Raw genomic sequence first — 19,308 nt, 5'->3', positions numbered from 1 at the left:
ACATGGGCGAGACGCAAGCCGAGGACGACCGCCCGCTCTGGGGACCCGCCACCGGTGTCGGCTCCATGCCGGGCGGCGACGCCCGGGAGACCGCCAAGACCGTCACGGGCTCCTTCGAGGACTTCCCGTTCCTCGCGGAGCTGCCCGCCCGCGGCCCCGGCGCCGACATGATCGGCCGGACCGTCGGGATGCTCGTCGACCTCTACGCGCACGTGGAGCCCAGCGGCTGGCGGATCAGCGACCGCCCCGGCCGCGACACCCGCCGCGCCCGCTCCTGGATGGGCGAGGACCTGGACGCCCTGGAGGAGTTCACCCAGGGGTACCAGGGCCCGCTCAAGGTGCAGGCGGTGGGCCCCTGGACGCTCGCCGCGGCCCTGGAGCTGCGCGGCGGCGAGGCCGCGCTCGGCGACCCCGGCGCCTGCCGCGACCTCGTCGGCTCACTCGCCGAGGGCCTCCACGGGCACCTCGCGGACCTGCGCAAGCGGATCCCGGGCGCCCGGGTCGTCCTCCAGCTCGACGAGCCCTCGCTCACGGCCGTCCTGCGCGGCCAGGTCCGCACCGCCAGCGGCTACCGCACCCACCGGGCCGTCGACCGGCAGGTCGTGGAGAGCGCGCTGCGCGAGGTGTTCGCCGTCCACGACGGGCCGGTGATCGTCCACTCCTGCGCCCCCGACGTGCCGTTCGCGCTCCTGCGGCGGGCCGGGGCGGCGGGCGTCTCGTTCGACTTCTCCCTGCTCACCGAGCGTGACGAGGAGACCATCGGGGAGGCCGTGGAGGCCGGCACCCGGCTCTTCGCCGGTGTGGTGGCGTCCACCGACGGCCCATTGTCCGACCCGGGCGGTAGCGTCATGGGTGTCAGGACGCTGTGGCGCAGGCTGGGGCTGAATCCGGGGACTCTCGCGGAGTCCGTGGTCGTCACCCCGACGTGCGGGCTCGCGGGCGCGTCGCCCGCCTACGCCCGCGCGGCGCTCGCCCATTGCGTCCGGGCGGCGAGATCGCTCGCGGACAACCCAGAGTGACCGGGTTTCGAGGCACGGGAGGACGGACGAAGGTGGCAGTCGAACAGGGGGCCCTGCCCGCCGAGGCACGGGAGAAGCACGCCGACCTGGCCGAACAGGTCGAGGAGCACCGCTTCCGGTACTACGTGAAGGACCAGCCGGTCATCAGCGACGGCGACTTCGACCGGCTCCTGCGCGCCCTGGAGGCGCTGGAGGAGGAGTACCCGGAGCTGCGCACCCCGGACTCGCCGACGCAGAAGGTCGCGGGCCAGTACGAGACCGAGTTCACCTCCGTCGAGCACCGCGAGCGGATGCTCTCCCTCGACAACGCCTTCGACGACGCCGAACTGGCCGCCTGGGCCGAGCGGATCGCGCGGGACGTCGGCGGCCCCGACTACCACTACCTGTGCGAGCTCAAGGTCGACGGCCTCGCGGTCAACCTGACGTACGAGCACGGCCGGCTCACCCGGGCCGCCACCCGCGGCGACGGCCGCACCGGCGAGGACATCACGCCCAACGTCCGGACGATCGCCGACATCCCGGAGCGGCTGCACGGGGACCGCGTCCCGGCCCTCGTGGAGATCCGCGGCGAGGTCTACTTCCCCATGGAGGACTTCCAGGGGCTCAACGCCCGCCTCGTGGAGGCCGGCGACAAGCCCTTCGCCAACCCCAGGAACGCGGCGGCGGGCTCGCTCCGCCAGAAGGACCCGAAGGTCACCGCCTCCCGCCCGCTGCACATGGTCGTGCACGGCATCGGCGCCCGCGAGGGCTTCGACATCGACTGCCTCTCCCACGCGTACGAGCTGCTGCGCGAGTGGGGCCTGCCCACCGCCCGGCACAACAAGGTGGTCGGCTCGCTCGCCGAGGTGCGGGAGTTCATCGCGTACTTCGGGGAGAACCGCCACTCCGTCGAGCACGAGATCGACGGGGTCGTCGTCAAGCTCGACGAGATCCCCCTCCAGGGCAGGCTCGGCTCCACCGCGCGCGCCCCGCGCTGGGCCATCGCCTGGAAGTACGCGCCGGAGGAGGTCAACACCAGGCTGATCGACATCAAGGTCGGCGTCGGCCGCACCGGCCGCGTCACGCCGTACGCCCAGGTCGAGCCGGTGACCGTGGCCGGCTCCGAGGTCGAGTTCGCCACCCTCCACAACCAGGAGGTGGTGAAGGCCAAGGGCGTGCTGATCGGCGACACCGTGGTGCTGCGCAAGGCCGGAGACGTGATCCCCGAGATCCTCGGGCCGGTCGCCGACCTGCGGGACGGCAGCGAGCGGGAGTTCGTGATGCCCGCCGAGTGCCCGGAGTGCGGGACGCCGCTGAAGCCGATGAAGGAGGGCGACATCGACCTCCGCTGTCCGAACGCCCGGACCTGCCCGGCCCAGCTGCGCGAGCGCCTCTTCTTCCTCGCCGGGCGCCAGTGCCTGGACATCGAGAACTTCGGTGCGGTGGCCGCGGCGGCGCTCACCCGCCCCCTGGAGCCCGCCGAGCCCCCGCTCGTGGACGAGGGCGACCTCTTCGACCTGACGATCGAGCGGCTGCTGCCGATCAAGGCGTACGTCCTGGACCCGGACAGCGGACTGCCCAAGCGGGACCCGAAGACCGGAGAGGAGAAGATCGTCACGGTCTTCGCCAACCAGAAGGGCGAGCCGAAGAAGAACGCCGTGGCGATGCTGGAGAACATCGCGGCGGCGAAGACGCGTCCGCTGGCCCGCTTCATCAACGGCCTGTCGATCCGGCACGTGGGGCCGGTCGCGGCCGAGGCGCTGGCCCGCGAGTTCCGCTCCCTGGAGCGGATCGAGCAGGCGAGCGAGGAGGAGCTGGCCGCGGTCGACGGGGTCGGCGGGATCATCGCGGCCGCGGTGAAGCAGTGGTTCGCCGAGGAGTGGCACCGCGAGATCGTGCGCAAGTGGCGTGCCGCCGGGGTCAGTCTCGAGGACGAGGGCGCGGGGGAGGAGGTCGGCCCGCGTCCGCTGGAGGGCCTCACGGTCGTGGTGACCGGAACCCTGGAGAAGTTCACCAGGGATGGCGCAAAAGAGTCCCTCCAGAGCCTCGGTGCGAAGGTGACCGGTTCCGTTTCGAAGAAGACCGCCTTCGTGGTCGTCGGCGAAAACCCTGGTTCGAAGTACGACAAGGCCATGCAGCTGAAGGTTCCGGTTCTCGACGAGGACGGCTTCGGCATCCTGCTCGAACAAGGACCCGAGGCCGCTCGGGAGGCCGCCGTCCCGGTCGCCGAGTAGCCGCCCGCGGCCCGCCCCCGACCCGCCCGAAGTCCGTGCGACGGTCACCCGTTCGGCGCATACCAGATCGTTACGGGTGGCCAGGTCGCATTCGGGCAAGACAGGGAGAGCGCTGCCCGTCGACGCCCTCGGCGGCCTAATGTGGTGACCGTGCGCCCGGTCCTGCACGACCGCGCGAGGGTTCTGCCGGTCGCGGCGCCAGGACGACGGCCCCGTGGCACGACGTCCGACCGCCCGGCGGCGGCCGGACGACGGACGGCCGGACGACGGACAGCCGCCTGACCGCGGCGCATCGCACACCGACGGCACCGCCGCCTGTGAGAGGGACGGGAATGGAACCGACCGAGAGCGCCGCCCCGGTCCCACGGCCGCACGGCCGTACGGGGTCCCCGGGCTCCACCTCCCGGCTGCCCGCAGCCGTGGTGGGCATCGCCGCCGTCGTGCTCGTCGTCGGCCTCCAACAGGGCCTGAGCGCCGGCAGCGGCCTCTTCCCCGGCGGAGTCACCGGCTGGTCCCTCGCGCTCCTCACCGGCCTCATCGTCGGCCACCTGGTCGCCCTCGGCCGCGACCGCTGGTGGGGCGGCACGGGCTCGGGCGCCGCCCTGACCCTCGCCGTCCTCCTGCTCTACGGCTGGGTGCCGGCCGGACTCGTCTCGATGACCGTGGTCACCCTGGTCGGCGCCGCCCGCAGGCACCGCTGGCGACAGGGCCTGCTGCACGGCGCCGCCGACGTCCTCGGGGTCGCCGCCGCCGCCCTCGTCCTCGCCCTCTTCGGCGACGTCCCGACCGTCGAACGGCCCTGGCAGCCCCTCGACTGGACGATCGGGGACCTCCCGGAAGTCGTCCTCGCCGCCGCCACCTACCTCGTGGTGACCCGGCTCCTCCTGTGGTACACGCTGGCCCCCCAGACCCGCGGACTGCCCACCGTCGCCCGCACCGCGCTCCTGAGGCAGGGCCTCGTCGCCGTCGCCCTGCTCGGCATCGCCCCGCTGATCTGCGTCGTCGCCGCCACCCGGCCGGTCCTGCTGCCCCTCTTCGCCGTCCCCCTCATCGCCCTCGACTCCACCCTGTGGATCGCCCGAGCCCGCGCCGAGGAACAGCTGCGCGACCCGCTCACCGGACTCCCCAACCGCCAGTGGCTCCTCGAACGGGCCTGGACCGCCCTGGAGGAGGCCGAAGGCGAAGGAGCCCGCGCCGCCCTCGTACTGATCGACCTCGACCGCTTCCGGTCGGTCAACGACACTCTCGGACACCTCGCGGGCGACCGGCTGCTCCTGCAGATCGCCGACCGGCTCCGTCACGCCCTGCCCCGCGGCGCGGAGGCCGCCCGGCTCGGCGGCGACGAGTTCGCCGTCCTGCTGCCCACCGCCGACTCCACCACCAGCGCCCAGCGGGTCGCCCGCCACCTCGTCGCCGAACTCTCCTCCCCGCTCGACCTCGACGGACTCACCCTCGTCCTGGAGGCCAGCGCTGGCGTCGCCGTCTTCCCCGACCACGCCCTCGACGCCGAGGGCCTGCTGCGCCGCGCCGACGTCGCCATGTACCAGGCCAAGCGGGACCGCACCGGCGTCGAGGTCTACGAGTCCAAGCGCGACTCCAACACCCCCGACCGGCTCGGCCTCCTCGGCGACCTGCGCCGCGCGCTCGACGCCGGCGAGGTCGAACTCCACTACCAGCCCAAGGTCCGCTTCGACGGCCAGGTCGCCGGACTCGAAGCCCTCGTCCGCTGGGTCCACCCCGAGCGCGGCAAGGTCCCGCCGGACGAGTTCATCGCCATCGCCGAGTCCTCCGGACTCATGCCCCACCTCACCGAGTACGTCCTGGAGACCGCCCTCGCCCAGGTCGCCCGCTGGCGCGCCCAGGGGCTCGACGTACCGGTCGCCGTCAACGTCTCGCCGCGCGACGTCCACACCCCCGGCTTCGCCGGCGCCGTCGCCGCCCGGCTCGCCCGCCACGGAGTCCCGGCCGGCGCGCTCCAGCTGGAGATAACGGAGCACGTCCTCCTGGAAGACCCCCAGCGGGCCGCCGACACGCTCAACGGCCTCACCGGCCACGGCGTCAAGATGTCCCTCGACGACTTCGGCACCGGCTACTCCTCCCTCGTCCACCTGCGCCGGCTCCCGGTCAGCGAACTGAAGATCGACCGCTCCTTCGTCGCCCGGCTCGCCGTCGACACCGAGGACGCCGAGATCGTCCGCTGCACCGTCGACCTCGCCCACTCCCTCGGGCTGCTCGTCGTCGCCGAGGGCGTCGAGGACGACGAGACCTGGGAGCGCCTGCGCGACCTGGGCTGCGACGCCGTCCAGGGCTGGCTGGTCGCCGCCGCGATGCCGCCCGGCGAGGCCACCGCCTGGCTGCTCGCCCGCGGCGAGCACGGCTGGCGCCGACCCGCCGACATCGCCGCCGAGGTCGCCGTGGACCACCCCTCCGGCCAGGTCGTTCCGTAGCCCGCGTCCGCCCGGGGCGCCGCCCCGGGCAAACCGTTTCACGGGCAGCGGCACCGGCCCCATAGGATGGGCCCACACCATCAAGCTCACCCCGTGAGGATCCGCATGCCTGGCATCACGCGCGAGGAGGTCGCCCACCTCGCACGGCTGGCGCGTCTGGAGCTGAAGGGCGAAGAACTCGATCACTTCGCCGGCCAGCTCGACGACATCATCGGCGCGGTCGCCCGCGTCTCCGAGGTCGCCGACCAAGACGTCCCGCCGACCTCCCACCCGCTGCCGCTGACCAATGTCATGCGCGCGGACGAGGTCCGTCCGTCGCTCACCCCCGAGCAGGCGCTCTCCGGCGCTCCGGCCCAGGAGCAGCAGCGTTTCAAGGTGCCGCAGATCCTGGGGGAGGACTAACCGTCATGACGGACAACATCATCAAGCTCACCGCGGCCGAGATCGCCGCGGGGATCGCCGCCGGCGAGCTGACCGCCGTCGAGGTCACCGAGGCCCACCTCGCCCGCATCGAGGCCGTCGACGAGAAGGTCCACGCCTTCCTGCACGTCGACCGCGAGGGCGCGCTCGCCCAGGCCCGTGCCGTCGACGAGAAGCGGGCCCGCGGCGAGAAGCTCGGCCCGCTCGCCGGTGTGCCGCTCGCGCTCAAGGACATCTTCACCACCGCCGGCATGCCGACCACCGTGGGCTCGAAGATCCTCGAGGGCTGGATCCCGCCGTACGACGCGACCCTGGTCAAGAACCTGAAGGCCGCCGACGTCGTCATCCTCGGCAAGACCAACATGGACGAGTTCGCCATGGGGTCCTCCACCGAGAACAGCGCCTACGGTCCGACCGGCAACCCCTGGGACCTCACCCGGATCCCCGGCGGCTCCGGCGGCGGCTCGTCCGCTGCCCTCGCCGCGTACGAGGCCCCCCTCGCCATCGGCACGGACACCGGCGGTTCGATCCGCCAGCCCGCCGCCGTCACCGGCACCGTCGGCGTCAAGCCGACCTACGGCGGGGTCTCCCGCTACGGCATGGTGGCCTTCTCGTCCTCCCTCGACCAGGGCGGCCCCTGCGCCCGCACGGTCCTGGACGCGGCCCTCCTGCACGAGGCGATCGCCGGGCACGACCCGCTCGACTCGACCTCCATCGACGCCCCGGTCCCGCAGGTCGTCGAGGCCGCGCGCAACGGCTCGGTGGCCGGCATGCGCGTCGGCGTCGTCAAGCAGTTCCGCGGCGAGGGCTACCAGGCCGGCGTCGTCCAGCGCTTCGACGAGTCCGTCGAACTGCTCAAGGAGCTGGGCGCCGAGATCGTCGAGCTGGACTGCCCGACGTTCGACCTCGCCCTTTCGGCGTACTACCTGATCGCGCCGTCGGAGTGCTCCTCCAACCTGGCCCGCTTCGACGCCATGCGCTACGGCCTCCGGGTCGGCGACGACGGCACGCGGTCCGCCGAGGACGTCACCGCCCTCACCCGCGAGGCCGGCTTCGGCGACGAGGTCAAGCGCCGCATCATCCTCGGCACGTACGCGCTCAGCTCCGGCTACTACGACGCGTACTACGGCTCGGCCCAGAAGGTCCGGACCCTCATCACCCGCGAGTTCGAGAAGGCCTTCGAGGAGGTGGACGTCATCGTCTCCCCGACGACCCCCACCACCGCCTTCCCGATCGGCGAGCGCGCCGACGACCCGATGGCGATGTACCTCGCGGACCTGTGCACCATCCCGACCAACCTGGCCGGCAACGCCGCCATGTCGCTGCCCTGCGGCCTGGCGCCCGAGGACGGTCTGCCGGTCGGCCTGCAGATCATCGCTCCCGCCATGAAGGACGACCGGCTGTACAAGGTCGGCGCCGCCGTCGAGGCCGCCTTCGTGGAAAAGTGGGGGCACCCGCTGCTCGAGGAGGCTCCGTCGCTGTGAGTGCCATGGCTAAGAAGGCCAAGAACTTCAAGAAGTCGAAGACCGGCGTCTACGTCTCGCTGGCGACCACCGCGTTCGGCGCCGTCAGCGTCGCGAAGCAGGCCAAGCTGGCCCGCAACGACAACGACATGCTGCGGCTGATCGACTCCGCCGTGTCCGCCGCCGCCATCGTTACCGGCCTGGCGATCCTCTACCGGGAGCTGAAGCGCCTGGGCGACGACGACGTCCTGCTGGGCTGAGAGGGAAAGTCTCACCGTGACCGTCACTGAACTGCTGTCGTACGAAGCGGCGCTCGCCGAGTACGACCCCGTCATGGGCCTGGAGGTCCATGTCGAGCTCGGCACCAAGACGAAGATGTTCTGCGGCTGCTCGACCGAGCTGGGCGCGGAGCCCAACTCGCAGACCTGCCCGACCTGCCTCGGCCTGCCCGGCTCGCTGCCCGTCGTGAACGCGATCGGCGTCGAGTCGGCCGTCAAGATCGGCCTCGCGCTGCACTGCGAGATCGCCGAGTGGTGCCGCTTCGCCCGGAAGAACTACTTCTATCCGGACATGCCGAAGAACTTCCAGACCTCCCAGTACGACGAGCCGATCGCCTTCAACGGCTACCTGGACGTCCAGCTGGAGGACGGCGAGGTCTTCCGCGTGGAGATCGAGCGCGCCCACATGGAGGAGGACACCGGCAAGTCGCTGCACGTCGGCGGTGCCACCGGCCGCATCCACGGCGCGTCCCACTCGCTGCTCGACTACAACCGGGCCGGCATCCCGCTCATCGAGATCGTCACCAAGCCGATCGAGGGCGCGGGCGAGCGGGCCCCCGAGGTCGCCAAGGCCTACGTCGCCGAGCTGCGCGAGCTGATCCGCGCGCTCGACGTGTCCGAGGCGCGGATGGACAAGGGCCAGATGCGCTGCGACGTGAACCTGTCGCTGCGTCCCCACGGCACCAAGACCTTCGGCACCCGCTCGGAGACGAAGAACGTCAACTCGCTCCGCTCGGTGGAGCGCGCGGCCCGCTTCGAGATCCAGCGCCACGCCGCGGTGCTGTCCTCCGGCGGCACGATCGTGCAGGAGACCCGTCACTTCCACGAGGACGACGGCTCCACCACCTCCGGCCGCATCAAGGACAACGCCGAGGACTACCGGTACTTCCCGGAGCCCGACCTCGTGCCCGTCGCCCCGGCCCGCGCCTGGGTGGAGGAGCTGCGGGGCACGCTGCCCGAGCTGCCCCGGGTGCGCCGCAACCGGCTGCGCGAGGAGTGGGGCGTGTCGGAGCACGACATGCAGTCCATCCTCAACGCGGGCGCGGTCGACCCGATCGTCGCGACGATCGAGGCGGGCGCGGACGCGGCCTCGGCCCGCAAGTGGTGGATGGGCGAGCTCGCCCGCAGCGCCAACGAGCAGGGCGTGTCGCTGGAGGAGCTGGCGATCACCCCGGCGGACGTGGCCCGGGTCTCGGCCCTGGTCGCCGCCGGCGACCTGAACGACAAGCTGGCCCGCCAGGTCATCGAGGGCGTCCTCGCCGGCGAGGGCACCCCGGACGACGTCGTCGAGAAGCGCGGTCTGAAGGTCGTCTCCGACGACGGCGCGCTCGGCACGGCGGTCGAGGAGGCCATCGCTGCCAACGCGGCCATCGCCGACAAGATCCGCGGCGGCAAGGTCGCCGCGGTCGGCGCCCTGGTCGGCGCGGTCATGAAGGCCACCCGCGGCCAGGCGGACGCGGCGCGCGTGAAGGACCTGATCCTGGAGAAGCTGGGCGTCAGCGAGGGCTGATCTCCGGCCCGCACGGATCTGTGCACGGCCCCGCACCGGAGTCCCGGTGCGGGGCCGTGCCGCGTCCCACGCCCGGACGCCAGGTGTCGGTGACGGCCGGGCGCCGAGGGCAGCTGGACGCTGACGGCAGCCGGGCGCTGAGGGAGCTGGGCGCTGACGACGGCCGGGCGCTGAGGGAACTGGCCGCCGACGACGGCCGGGCGCCGGTGCTGAGGACGGCCGCGCGCCGAGGACGGCCGCGCGCCCAGGACGACCGGGCGCAGAGGGCGGCTGTACGCCGACGACGCCCGGGCGCCGGTGCTGACGACGGCCGCGCGCCGGCGACTGCCCGGCTCCGACCGCGGCGCTGGTCCGGCGACTGCCCGGCTCCGACAGCGGCCGTGGTCCGGCGGCGGCCCGGCGCTTGGACTCTCGGCGCGGCCTCTTGGACGTTCACCACCGCGCCCCCGCCGGGTCTTCCGCGCGTCACCCGGCGTCACTACCGTCCCCGGCGTACCACCCAATGGCTCGAAGGCGAACCATTGGCCGTCGACTGGAGGTCGGTCTTGTCCCCCGAGAAGTCCCGGATGTCCCGCAGAAGGCTCCTCGCCCTGGGCGGAGGTGCGCTCGGCGCCGCCGCGGCGGGCTCGCTGCTCCCGCCCTCGCTCCACGAGGCGATCGCCGCGGGGCCGCCGCAGGGTGGTCTGTCGGCCGTCCGGCACGTGGTGATCCTCATGCAGGAGAACCGTTCCTTCGACCACTACTTCGGCACCCTGCGCGGCGTCCGCGGCTTCTCCGACCGCAACGCCGTCGAGCTGCCCTCCGGCCGGCCCGTGTTCGAGCAGCCCGCCGCCCTCGGCCGGACCGTGCTGCCCTTCCCGATCCGCGGCGCCGCCCGAACGCAGCAGAAGGACCTCCAGTACATCGGAGACCTCGACCACTCCTGGGGCGGCGGCGCCAAGGCCTGGCGCGACGGCTGGATGGACGGCTGGGTCTCGGCGAAGACCGCCGCGACCATGGCGTACTACGACCGGCGGGACATCCCGCTGCACTACGAGCTCGCCGACACGTTCACCGTCTGCGACGCCTACCACTCGTCCGTCCACACCTCGACGAGCCCCAACCGCAACCACCTCTGGTCCGGCTGGACCGGCTTCGAGGCCGACGGCAGCCGGGCCGTCACCAACGCCGCGTACGCCGAGGGCACCCACCCCGGCTACGGCTGGTCCACCTACGCCGAGCGGCTCGAAGCCGCCGGGCGCAGCTGGAAGACGTACACCGAGTGGGAGAACTTCACCGACAACAACATCGAGTTCTTCACCACCTTCAAGAAGATCGCCCGCAAGGCGCTCGCCCGGACCGGCGGACACACCTTCATGGAGTCCTTCTACGCCGCCGTCCGCGACACCGGGGACACCGCCGAGCGCGCCCGCCTGCTCGGGCTCCTGGAGGAGGGCGTGGCGGGCCTGACCGCGGCCGAGCGCTCCCTCTTCGAGCGCGGACTGCGCCGGGTCGAGAGCGGCACCCTCGCCGACGCCTTCCGCGCCGACGTCGCCGCCGGCACCCTCCCCGAGGTCTCGTACCTCGTGCCGTCGGCGATCGACTCCGAGCACCCGGGCTCCTCCTCGCCGATCGCCTCCGCGTCCCTCGTCTACAAGGTGCTCGACGCCCTCGGCGCGCACCCGGACGTCTGGCGCCACACCGTCGTCCTGATCAACTACGACGAGAACGACGGCTTCTTCGACCACGTCCCGCCGCCGGTCCCGCCGGCCGGGGACACGGACGAGCGCTGGAAGGGGCAGCCCACCGGGCTCGGCATCCGCGTCCCGCTGCTCGTCGTCTCCCCCTGGTCGGTCGGCGGCTACGTCTGCTCCGAGACCTTCGACCACACCTCGGTGATCCGCTTCCTGGAGAAGCTGACCGGCGTCCGCGAGCCGAACATCACCCGCTGGCGCCGGACCGTGACCGGCGACCTCACCTCCGCCTTCGACTTCCGGCGCGGGCACCGGCAGCCCGACGTCGAGCAGCCGGGCCCGGTCCCGCCCTTCAGCGGCCGCTGGCGGCCCCAGCCCCCGGCCGAGCAGCGGATGCCCGTCCAGGAGCCCGGGGTCCGCCGGGCCCGCCCGCTCCCGTACCAGCCGGACGCCGCCGCCACCTCCGCGGCCGGGTCCGTGCGGGTGGCGCTCAGCAACACGGGGAAGGCCAGCGCGCACTTCGCGCTCTACCCCTACGCGGGCGAGTTCGCCGTGCCGCAGCACCAGGACGTCAGGGGCACGGGGGAGTGGACCGTGCCCGTCCCCGGCGAGCGCTACCGCTTCACGATCACCGGCCCCAACGGCTTCCGCCGCGAGTTCGAGGGGCCGGCGGCCGGCGGCGCCGAGCTGGCCTCCCGGATCGACCACCACGACCGCGACCTGCACCTCACGGTGCGGAACACGGGACCGGCGCCCGTCTCCTTCACGGTGAGGCCGCTCGGGTACGTGGACGAGGACGACCTGGGGGACTGGACCCGCACGGTCACCGTGCGGCCCGGGAAGACCCGTACCGTCGTGCACTCGGCCGCCGACGCCCACGGCTGGTACGACGTCGAGGTCACCGCCCCCGGCGGGTTCCGCCGCCGGCTCATGGGCCACATCGAGAACGGCCGCGCCAGCGTCTCCGGCTGAGCACCCACGGTGAGCGGCTGCCCGAGGGGCCGGGACCGAGGTCCGGGACCTCCGGCCCGACCCTTCGGGCATCCCTGTGAGCATCGACACGAAACGGACAAACGATCTCGTTCGGCTGCGAGAGTGGGCCCACACAGGTGAAGCGTTCCTTCTCGGGCTGTTCCCGCTGAGGATCCTCGAACCACCCAGGGAGCACCCCCTTTGGCAGCCATCGCACGGTGGTGCGTCACGCACCGCCTCGTCGCCGTCCTGCTGTGGCTCGCCGCCCTCCTCGGGGTGGGCACCGCGGCCGTCGTCGCCGGCAGCGCGTACTCCAACGACTACGAGGTCCCCGGCACCGAGTCCGGCCGTGCCACCGCGCTCATGGAGCGCGGCTTCCACGGCCTGGGCGGGGACAGCGACACCATCGTCTGGCACACGGACCGGGGCAGCGTCCGCGCCGACGCCGTCGAGCGGCGCATGACCGTGATGCTCGACGAGGTCGCCGGACTCCCCGGCATCGCCGCCGTGACCTCCCCCTACGGCGACACACGGGGCCAGGTCAGCGAGGACGGGCACACCGCCTACGCCACGGTCGTCTTCCGCGAGCAGGCCGACGACATCCCCGAGGCGCAGGCCCGCGCCCTCGTCGACACCGCGAAGGCCGCCGAGCGCGACGGCCTCGAGGTCGAACTGGGCGGCAGCGCCGTCGCCCTCACCGAGGCCCCCGGCGGGCACATCGCCGAGGTCGTCGGCGTCGCCGTCGCGGCCGTCGTCCTCTTCCTCGCCTTCGGCTCCCTGGCCGCCTCCACACTCCCCATCGCGACCGCGCTCGTCAGCGTCGGCATCGCCTACTCCGGGATCGTGCTCCTCGGCCATCTGATGACCGTCGCCGACTTCGCCCCCATGCTCGGCATGCTCGTCGGCCTCGGCGTCGGCATCGACTACGCGCTGTTCATCGTCACCCGGCACCGCAGAGGCCTGAAACGCGGGCTCTCCGTCGCCGAGGCCGCCGAGACCGCCGTCGCCACCACCGGCCGCGCCGTCGTCTTCGCCGGGGCCACCGTCTGCATCGCCCTGCTCGGCATGCTGATCCTGCGGCTCAGCTTCCTCAACGGCGTCGCCATCGCCGCCTCCCTCACCGTCGTCCTCACGGTCGCGGCCTCCGTCACCCTCCTGCCGGCCCTGCTCTCCCTCATCGGCATGCGGGCCCTGTCCCGGCGCGAACGCCGGACCCTCGCCGAGCACGGACCGCAGCCGGAGCTGCCCACCGGCTTCGCCGCCCGCTGGTCCGCCTTCGTCGAGCGGCACCCCAAGCTCCTGGGGCTCGTCGCCGCCGTCGTCATGGGCGTCCTCGCGCTGCCCACCCTCTCGCTCCACCTGGGCACCTCCGACCAGGGCAACGGCCCGGCCACCGCGACCACACGACAGGCGTACGACCTGATCGCCGACGGCTTCGGACCCGGGGTGAACGGCCCGCTCACCCTGGTCGCCGGGCTCGACGGCGCCGACGACCGGATCGCCCTCGACCAGCTGCCCGCCGCCCTGTCGGCCACCAAGGGCGTCGCGTCCGTCTCCCCGGTCACCTACAACAGCTCGGGCGACACCGCCGTCCTCACCGTCGTCCCCGACTCCTCGCCCCAGTCCAAGGCCACCAGCGAACTCGTCGACCGGCTCCGCACCGACGTCCTCCCGACCGCCGAGAACGGCACCTCGCTCGACGTGCACGTCGGCGGCGTCACCGCCTCGTACGACGACTTCGCCGAGATCATCATCGGCAAGCTGCCGCTCTTCGTGGGGGTCGTCATCGCCCTCGGGTGCCTGCTGCTCCTGGTGGCCTTCCGCTCCCTCGGCATCCCCCTCAAGGCCGCCGCCATGAACGTCGCCGCCGTCGCCGGCGCCTTCGGCGTCGTCGTGGCGATCTTCCAGTGGGGCTGGGGCAGCGAACTCCTCGGCCTCGGCAGCGCCGGGCCGATCGAGCCCTTCCTCCCGGTGATCATGGTCTCGGTCCTCTTCGGACTCTCCATGGACTACCAGGTCTTCCTGGTCAGCCGGATGTACGAGGAATGGCTGGAGACCGGCGACAACCGGCGGGCGGTGCGGGTCGGCCTCGCCGAGACCAGCCGCGTCATCAACTCCGCCGCCGTGATCATGATCGCGGTCTTCCTCGCCTTCGTCCTCTCCGGCGACCGGGTCATCGCGATGTTCGGCATCGCGCTCGCGGCGGCCGTCGCCCTCGACGCCTTCGTCCTGCGGACCCTGCTGGTCCCCGCCCTCATGCACCTGCTCGGCGGGGCGAACTGGTGGCTGCCCAAGTGGCTCGACCGCCTGCTGCCCCGCATCAGCATCGAGACCCCCGAGTGCCGCGAGGCCGCAGACGCGCGTGGGAGGATACCGGCTCAGCGTGTGACCGCCGTGGCCGTGGCAGCGGTCCCGGCCGCGGAGGAGAGGAACGACGATGTTCGCGATATCGCTGGGTGACGACGGCGCCGAACTGAGGCCCCTGGAGCCCGCCCAGGCCGAGGAGTTCCTCGCCCACATGGACCGCGGACGCGCGTTCATCGGCGAGCACATCGTGCTCCCCGACGTCGTCACGGACAGCGCGTCCGCCCGCTCCTTCCTCCACGCGTACGCCGAGAAGGCCGCGCACGACACCGGACGCATCTACGGCATCTGGACCGGGGGCACGCTCGTCGGCGGCGTCCTGTTCCGGACCTTCGACGCGAGCCACGGCACCGCCGAGGCGGGCTGCTGGCTGGAGCCCTCCGCCGCCGGGAAGGGCCTGGTCACCCGCGCCTGCCGGGTCATCATCGACTGGGCGATCGAGGAGCGCGGCATCCACCGCGTCGAATGGCACGCCTCCGCGGAGAACGGGCCGAGCATCGCCGTCGCCCGCCGCCTCGGCATGACCCGCGAGGGCGTGCTCCGGGAGAACTACCCGCACCGCGGCGTCCGCGCCGACACCGAGGTCTGGGCCGTCCTCGCCCCCGAGTGGCGCGCCGCCAAGGCCGCCTGACCCGCCTTCCTCATACGGTTCTCATACGGGGCGCCTAGCGTGCCGCGCATGGACACCAAGACGACGACAGAGAAGACCGGCGAGACCCCGGAGGCCGGGACCGCCGAGGCGCCCGCGCCCGCCGAGGAGACGGCCGCGGTCGCCCTCGGCAAGCAGGACTCCGAGCCCGCCGCCGCGGCGACCGACGCACCCGACGACGAGGCCGGCCTCGCCGCCGAGGACGGCGACGAGGACGGCGAGCTGTCCGCCGAGGCGGCCGCCCCGGCCTCCGCCGGCATCGGCGGCGCCGCCGCGGCCGTCGTCTCCGCCGCCCTCGGCGCCGTCGCGCTCACCGGCACCTGGACCGGCAAGGTCGTCTCCGAGCGCGAGACCCTCCTCGGGCAGATCAAGACCTCCGGATCCGGCACCCCCGCCCAGCAGATCTCCGAGATCTACGGCGACGCCTGGCACAGCACCGCCCTGGTCAACGGCGTCTTCGCGCTGATCGCCCTGCTCGTCGCCGTCCTCGTGCTCGTCCTCCCCGGGCGCCCCGCCTGGGTCCGCTCGGTCGCCGTCGCCGGGGCCGTCCTCGGCGGACTGGGCGTCCTGCTGTCGGTCGGCACCTACTTCGACCTCTTCCTGAGCCTGCCGACCGCCGGATCCTGACCCCGGATCCCGAGGGGCGCGGGGAACGCCTAAGGCCCCCCGCGGCCCCGCCTAAGGCCCCCCGTACGCCGGACATGCGGCACACGCCCGATGCGGCCGCACCCCCTGGGACACGACAGTAGAGGCATCGCAGGGAGCGATGCCGACACCGGAAGAACCAGGGAGCACCCCATGTTCGCGTACGAACTCCACCGCATGAACCACGCCCAGCTCGTCCGTGAGGCCGCCGTCCAGCGGCTCACCCACGAGGCCGCCGAGGCGGCCGGCTCCGCCCGGGGGCTGCGCCGCCTGGGCCGCCGCAGCGGCGGCCAGGACGCGGAGGGGCGGGTGGGAGACGGCGGACGCGGCCGCTTCGTCCGGGCCGCGTGACCCCCGTATGAGCGACGGCGCGGACGGCTGTGCGATGCTCGGCGCCGTGGAGACCAGGTCAGTCAGCCCCGTGTTCGTCGGCCGCGCCGGCGAACTCACCGCCCTCACCGAGGCGCTCTCCCGCGCGACCGCGGGAGAGCCCCAAGCCCTGCTCATCGGCGGCGAGGCGGGCGTCGGCAAGACCCGGCTCATCGAGGAGTTCCTCGACACGGCCTGCGCCCGGGGCGCCGTCGTCGCGCTCGGCGGCTGCGTCGAGCTCGGCGCCGACGGACTGCCCTTCGCCCCCTTCGCCGCCGCGCTGCGCTCGCTGCGCCGACACCTCCCTGAGGAACTCTCCGCCGCCGCCGAGGGCCAACAGGCCGAACTCGCCCGGCTCCTGCCCGAACTGGGCGACCCCGGCAGTCACGACTCCCCGGACGAGGACTCCACCGCCCGCCTCTTCGAACTGACCGTACGGCTCCTGGAACGGCTCGCCGCCGACCGCACGATCGTCCTCGTCCTGGAGGACCTGCACTGGGCCGACGCCTCCACCCGGCACCTCCTCACCTACCTGCTCCGCACCCTGCGCCGCGGCCGCATCGTGGTCGTCGCCAGCTACCGCGCCGACGACATCCACCGCCGCCACCCGCTGCGCCCCCTCCTCGCCGAACTCGACCGGCTCCGCACCATCCGCCGCATCGAACTCGCCCGCTTCACCCGCACCGAGGTGCACCGCCAGCTCACCGGCATCCTCGCCGCCGAACCCGACCCCGCCCTCGTCGAGGAGGTCTTCGAACGCTCCGACGGCAACGCCTTCTTCGTCGAGGAGCTCGTCGTCTCCCACGAGGCCGGCTGCGCCGCCGGCCAGCTCAGCGCCTCCCTGCGCGACCTCCTGCTCGTCCGGGTCGAGACGCTCCCCGAGGACGCCCAGCGGATCGCCCGGATCGTCGCCGAGGGCGGCTCCACCGTCGAGTACGGGCTCCTCGCCGCCGTCGCCCGGCTCACCGAGGACGATCTCATCGAGGCCCTGCGGGCCGCCGTCGGCGCCAACCTCCTGCTCGCCGTCCCCGACGGCGACGGCTACCGCTTCCGCCACTCCCTGGTCCGCGAGGCCGTCAGCGACGACCTGCTCCCCGGCGAACGCTCCCGCCTCAACCGCCGCTACGCCGAGGCCCTGGAGGCCGACCCCGGCCTGGTCCGGACCGACGAGCGCGCCAACCGGCTGGCCACGTACTGGTACCACGCCCACGACCCCGCCAAGGCCCTGCCCGCCGTCCTCAGCGCCTCCGTCGCGACCCGCAAGCGCCACGCCTACGCCGAGCAACTCCGGCTGCTCGAAAGGGCCATGGAGCTCTGGGAGGACGCCCCCGCCGAGACCCGCGGCTCGCTCCGGCCCATGGACTACGCCGAGGCCTACCCGGCCTGCGGCTGCGACCCCGAGACCGCCGCGCTCAGCTACCTCGACCTGCTCGCCGAGGCCGCCGTCGCCGCCCGGCTCAGCGGCGACCGCGAACGCGCCCTGAAGATCTGCCGCACCGCGCTCCGCGTCCTCGACGACGCCGAACCGGGCGACCCGCTGCGCGCCGCCTGGTTCTGGACCGAGCGGGCCCGCCTCCAGTCCAACCTCGGCCGCGGCGACGGCTGGGAGGAGATCGCCCGCGCCCAGGAGCTCGTCAAGGGCCTCCCGCCGTCCGCCGTGCACGCCGTGGTCCTCGTCGGCGCCGCCGGCTGGGGCATGCTCCGCAACCCCGGGCCCGACGCCCTCACCGCCGCCGAACGCGCCGTCGAGTACGCCCGGCTCGTCAACGCCGAGTCGATCGAGCTCAACGCCCGGCTCACCCTCGGCACCCTCATGACCGCCGCCGGCGACGTCGAGGCGGGCCTCGCCGAGATGCACGCCGTACGGGAACGCACCGCGATCCTCGGCCAGTTCACCGAGACCGCCCGCGCCCACATCAACATCTCCTCCGCCCTCGAATCCCTCGGCCGCTCGGCGGAGGCCGTCGAACTGGCCGAGACCGGCATCCGCGTCGCCCGCTCCTACGGTCTCGTCGACAGCATCGGCTGGGTCGAGTCCAACCGCGCCGAGTCCCTCTTCTCCCTGGGCGGCTGGGACGAGGCCGGAGAGATCGCCGCCCGGCTGGTCCGCTCGGCCACCAGCAGCAAGCCCCGCGGCTCCGCCTCCCTCCGCCTCGCCCAGCTCGCCGTCGCCCGCGGCGAACTCGACGCGGCCCGCGGCCATCTCGCCGACGCCCGCGCCGCCTACGGCTGCGACACCATCCCGCAGTACGTCCTCCCGATGGCCCAGGTCGACATCGCCGTCGCGGCGGCCGAGGGGCGCGTCGAGGACGTCCGGGCCCGGCTCGCCGCCACCGAGGCGGCGGGCTTCCCGCCCAGCACCCACCGCTACGGCTGGCCCCTCGTCCTCACCGCCGTCACGGCCGAGGCCGACAGCAGGGGACTGCCCGCCGCCGACGAGGGCCGCGCCGAGGCGCTCGCCGTCGTCCGCCGCTGCGTCCGCGCCCTCGCCACCCCGGCCCCCGTCTGGGAGGCGTACTCCCGGCAGGTCTCCGAGGAGATCGCCCGCGCCGAGGGCCGTGAGACGGCGACCCGCTGGGCCGAGGTCGTCGCCGCCTTCGAGCCGCTCGGACGCCCGCACCAGCTGGCCCGGGCCCGCCACCGCCTCGCCGACGCCCTGCTCGTCGAGGGCGGCCGCCGCGAGGAGGCCACGGCCCTGCTCCGGGAGGCCCGCGCGACCGCGGTCCGCCTCGGCGCCCGCCCGCTCCGCGAGGACGTGGAACTCCTCGCGGCCCGCGCCCGCCTCTCCCTCACCGAGGACAAGCAGACCCCGGCCCCCTCGGAGCCGGGGGACGACACGTTCGGCCTGACCCCCCGGGAGCAGGACGTGCTACGGCTCGTCGCGGCCGGCCGCACCAACCGCCAGATCGCCGAGGAGCTCTTCATCTCGCCCAAGACGGCGAGCGTCCACGTCTCCAACATCCTCGCCAAGCTCGGCGTCTCAGGCCGGGGCGAGGCCGCCGCCCTGGCCCACCGCCTCCATCTCCTCGCCACACCCCTCTGAGCCACCGGGTCCGCCGCCCTCCGCCGTGTCGCCGGCCGCCCCGTCGCCCTGCGCCGCCTCCCCCGCCGTCGGGCGGCGGGGGGCCCGTATCGTCACGCGGCCCGACGCGAGGTCCACGCGCCCCCGCGACGGGTCGGCGTCACCCGGGTCCTCCCTGGTCAGCGCCTGCCTGCGGCGCTCCTCCGCGGTGTGCCTGCGGCCGGGCGCGAACAGCTCCGCCAGCGGGTCGAACACGGTCACCAG

At 73.5% G+C, this 19,308-nt stretch carries 14 protein-coding genes; 13 read left to right on the top strand and 1 reads right to left on the bottom strand.

Annotation, left to right across the window (positions count from 1 at the left end; genetic code table 11):
- Window positions 1–2 precede the first annotated feature (2 nt).
- The 13 genes from ACY0MR_RS11585 (at window position 3) to ACY0MR_RS11525 (ending at window position 19,065) form a co-directional block, all read left to right on the top strand.
- Complete coding sequence (locus ACY0MR_RS11585; RefSeq protein ID WP_473560612.1) at window positions 3–1,019, top strand: methionine synthase; 1,017 nt, start codon at window positions 3–5, stop codon at window positions 1,017–1,019.
- Between the two features lie 32 nt (window positions 1,020–1,051).
- Window positions 1,052–3,232 (top strand): NAD-dependent DNA ligase LigA, encoded by a 2,181-nt coding sequence (gene ligA / locus ACY0MR_RS11580; RefSeq protein ID WP_388793698.1) that lies wholly within the window; start codon window positions 1,052–1,054, stop codon window positions 3,230–3,232.
- Between the two features lie 332 nt (window positions 3,233–3,564).
- Complete coding sequence (locus ACY0MR_RS11575; protein ID WP_388793700.1) at window positions 3,565–5,679, top strand: putative bifunctional diguanylate cyclase/phosphodiesterase; 2,115 nt, start codon at window positions 3,565–3,567, stop codon at window positions 5,677–5,679.
- 105 nt (window positions 5,680–5,784) lie between these two features.
- A complete protein-coding gene (gene gatC, locus ACY0MR_RS11570; protein ID WP_015036350.1) occupies window positions 5,785–6,081 on the top strand; it encodes an Asp-tRNA(Asn)/Glu-tRNA(Gln) amidotransferase subunit GatC in 297 nt (98 codons plus the stop codon).
- A 5-nt stretch (window positions 6,082–6,086) separates the two neighbouring features.
- Complete coding sequence (gatA, locus tag ACY0MR_RS11565; RefSeq protein ID WP_361849245.1) at window positions 6,087–7,583, top strand: Asp-tRNA(Asn)/Glu-tRNA(Gln) amidotransferase subunit GatA; 1,497 nt, start codon at window positions 6,087–6,089, stop codon at window positions 7,581–7,583.
- A 5-nt stretch (window positions 7,584–7,588) separates the two neighbouring features.
- A complete protein-coding gene (locus ACY0MR_RS11560; RefSeq protein WP_187623239.1) occupies window positions 7,589–7,822 on the top strand; it encodes a hypothetical protein in 234 nt (77 codons plus the stop codon).
- A 16-nt stretch (window positions 7,823–7,838) separates the two neighbouring features.
- The gene (gene gatB / locus ACY0MR_RS11555) at window positions 7,839–9,350 is read left to right on the top strand and encodes an Asp-tRNA(Asn)/Glu-tRNA(Gln) amidotransferase subunit GatB (RefSeq protein WP_388793702.1); all 1,512 of its coding nucleotides are present in this window, start codon (window positions 7,839–7,841) and stop codon (window positions 9,348–9,350) included.
- Window positions 9,351–9,916: 566 nt separating this feature from the next.
- A complete protein-coding gene (locus ACY0MR_RS11550) occupies window positions 9,917–11,995 on the top strand; it encodes a phosphocholine-specific phospholipase C (RefSeq protein WP_473560606.1) in 2,079 nt (692 codons plus the stop codon).
- 201 nt (window positions 11,996–12,196) lie between these two features.
- Window positions 12,197–14,455 (top strand): MMPL family transporter, encoded by a 2,259-nt coding sequence (locus tag ACY0MR_RS11545; RefSeq protein ID WP_473560604.1) that lies wholly within the window; start codon window positions 12,197–12,199, stop codon window positions 14,453–14,455.
- Window positions 14,433–14,990 carry a GNAT family N-acetyltransferase gene (locus ACY0MR_RS11540; RefSeq protein WP_473560602.1) on the top strand — a complete coding sequence of 186 codons (558 nt, stop codon included), beginning with the start codon at window positions 14,433–14,435 and terminating at the stop codon, window positions 14,988–14,990. The genes ACY0MR_RS11545 and ACY0MR_RS11540 overlap by 23 nt, the downstream gene beginning before the upstream one ends.
- Window positions 14,991–15,038: 48 nt before the next feature.
- Window positions 15,039–15,635, top strand: coding sequence for a hypothetical protein (locus ACY0MR_RS11535; RefSeq protein WP_473560600.1), 597 nt, complete (start codon window positions 15,039–15,041; stop codon window positions 15,633–15,635).
- A gap of 171 nt (window positions 15,636–15,806) precedes the next feature.
- Window positions 15,807–16,004, top strand: a complete 198-nt coding sequence (locus tag ACY0MR_RS11530) for a hypothetical protein (RefSeq protein WP_388793712.1) — start codon at window positions 15,807–15,809, stop codon at window positions 16,002–16,004.
- A 7-nt stretch (window positions 16,005–16,011) separates the two neighbouring features.
- The gene (locus ACY0MR_RS11525) at window positions 16,012–19,065 is read left to right on the top strand and encodes a helix-turn-helix transcriptional regulator (RefSeq protein WP_473560597.1); all 3,054 of its coding nucleotides are present in this window, start codon (window positions 16,012–16,014) and stop codon (window positions 19,063–19,065) included.
- Here ACY0MR_RS11525 and ACY0MR_RS11520 read toward each other — a convergent pair.
- Entirely contained in the window at window positions 19,003–19,305 is a 303-nt protein-coding gene (locus ACY0MR_RS11520; protein ID WP_473560595.1) for a DUF6191 domain-containing protein, read from the bottom strand. The genes ACY0MR_RS11525 and ACY0MR_RS11520 overlap by 63 nt on opposite strands.
- Between the last annotated feature and the right edge of the window lie 3 nt (window positions 19,306–19,308).

The organism is Streptomyces sp. JN8, from assembly GCF_055808075.1.
Note: the sequence above shows the minus strand (reverse complement) of the source record. Positions and strands in the feature narration are given on the sequence as shown.

What these genes read in the sequence shown, in the direction of transcription:
- ACY0MR_RS11575 (WP_388793700.1), top strand. Translation starts at nt 3,565, where the DNA reads ATGGAACCGACCGAGAGCGCCGCCCCGGTCCCACGGCCGCACGGCCGT.
- ACY0MR_RS11540 (WP_473560602.1), top strand. Translation starts at nt 14,433, where the DNA reads ATGTTCGCGATATCGCTGGGTGACGACGGCGCCGAACTGAGGCCCCTG.
- ACY0MR_RS11525 (WP_473560597.1), top strand. Translation starts at nt 16,012, where the DNA reads ATGAGCGACGGCGCGGACGGCTGTGCGATGCTCGGCGCCGTGGAGACC.
- gatA (WP_361849245.1), top strand. Translation starts at nt 6,087, where the DNA reads ATGACGGACAACATCATCAAGCTCACCGCGGCCGAGATCGCCGCGGGG.
- ACY0MR_RS11585 (WP_473560612.1), top strand. Translation starts at nt 3, where the DNA reads ATGGGCGAGACGCAAGCCGAGGACGACCGCCCGCTCTGGGGACCCGCC.
- ACY0MR_RS11530 (WP_388793712.1), top strand. Translation starts at nt 15,807, where the DNA reads ATGTTCGCGTACGAACTCCACCGCATGAACCACGCCCAGCTCGTCCGT.
- ACY0MR_RS11560 (WP_187623239.1), top strand. Translation starts at nt 7,589, where the DNA reads ATGGCTAAGAAGGCCAAGAACTTCAAGAAGTCGAAGACCGGCGTCTAC.
- ACY0MR_RS11550 (WP_473560606.1), top strand. Translation starts at nt 9,917, where the DNA reads ATGTCCCGCAGAAGGCTCCTCGCCCTGGGCGGAGGTGCGCTCGGCGCC.
- ACY0MR_RS11535 (WP_473560600.1), top strand. Translation starts at nt 15,039, where the DNA reads ATGGACACCAAGACGACGACAGAGAAGACCGGCGAGACCCCGGAGGCC.
- gatC (WP_015036350.1), top strand. Translation starts at nt 5,785, where the DNA reads ATGCCTGGCATCACGCGCGAGGAGGTCGCCCACCTCGCACGGCTGGCG.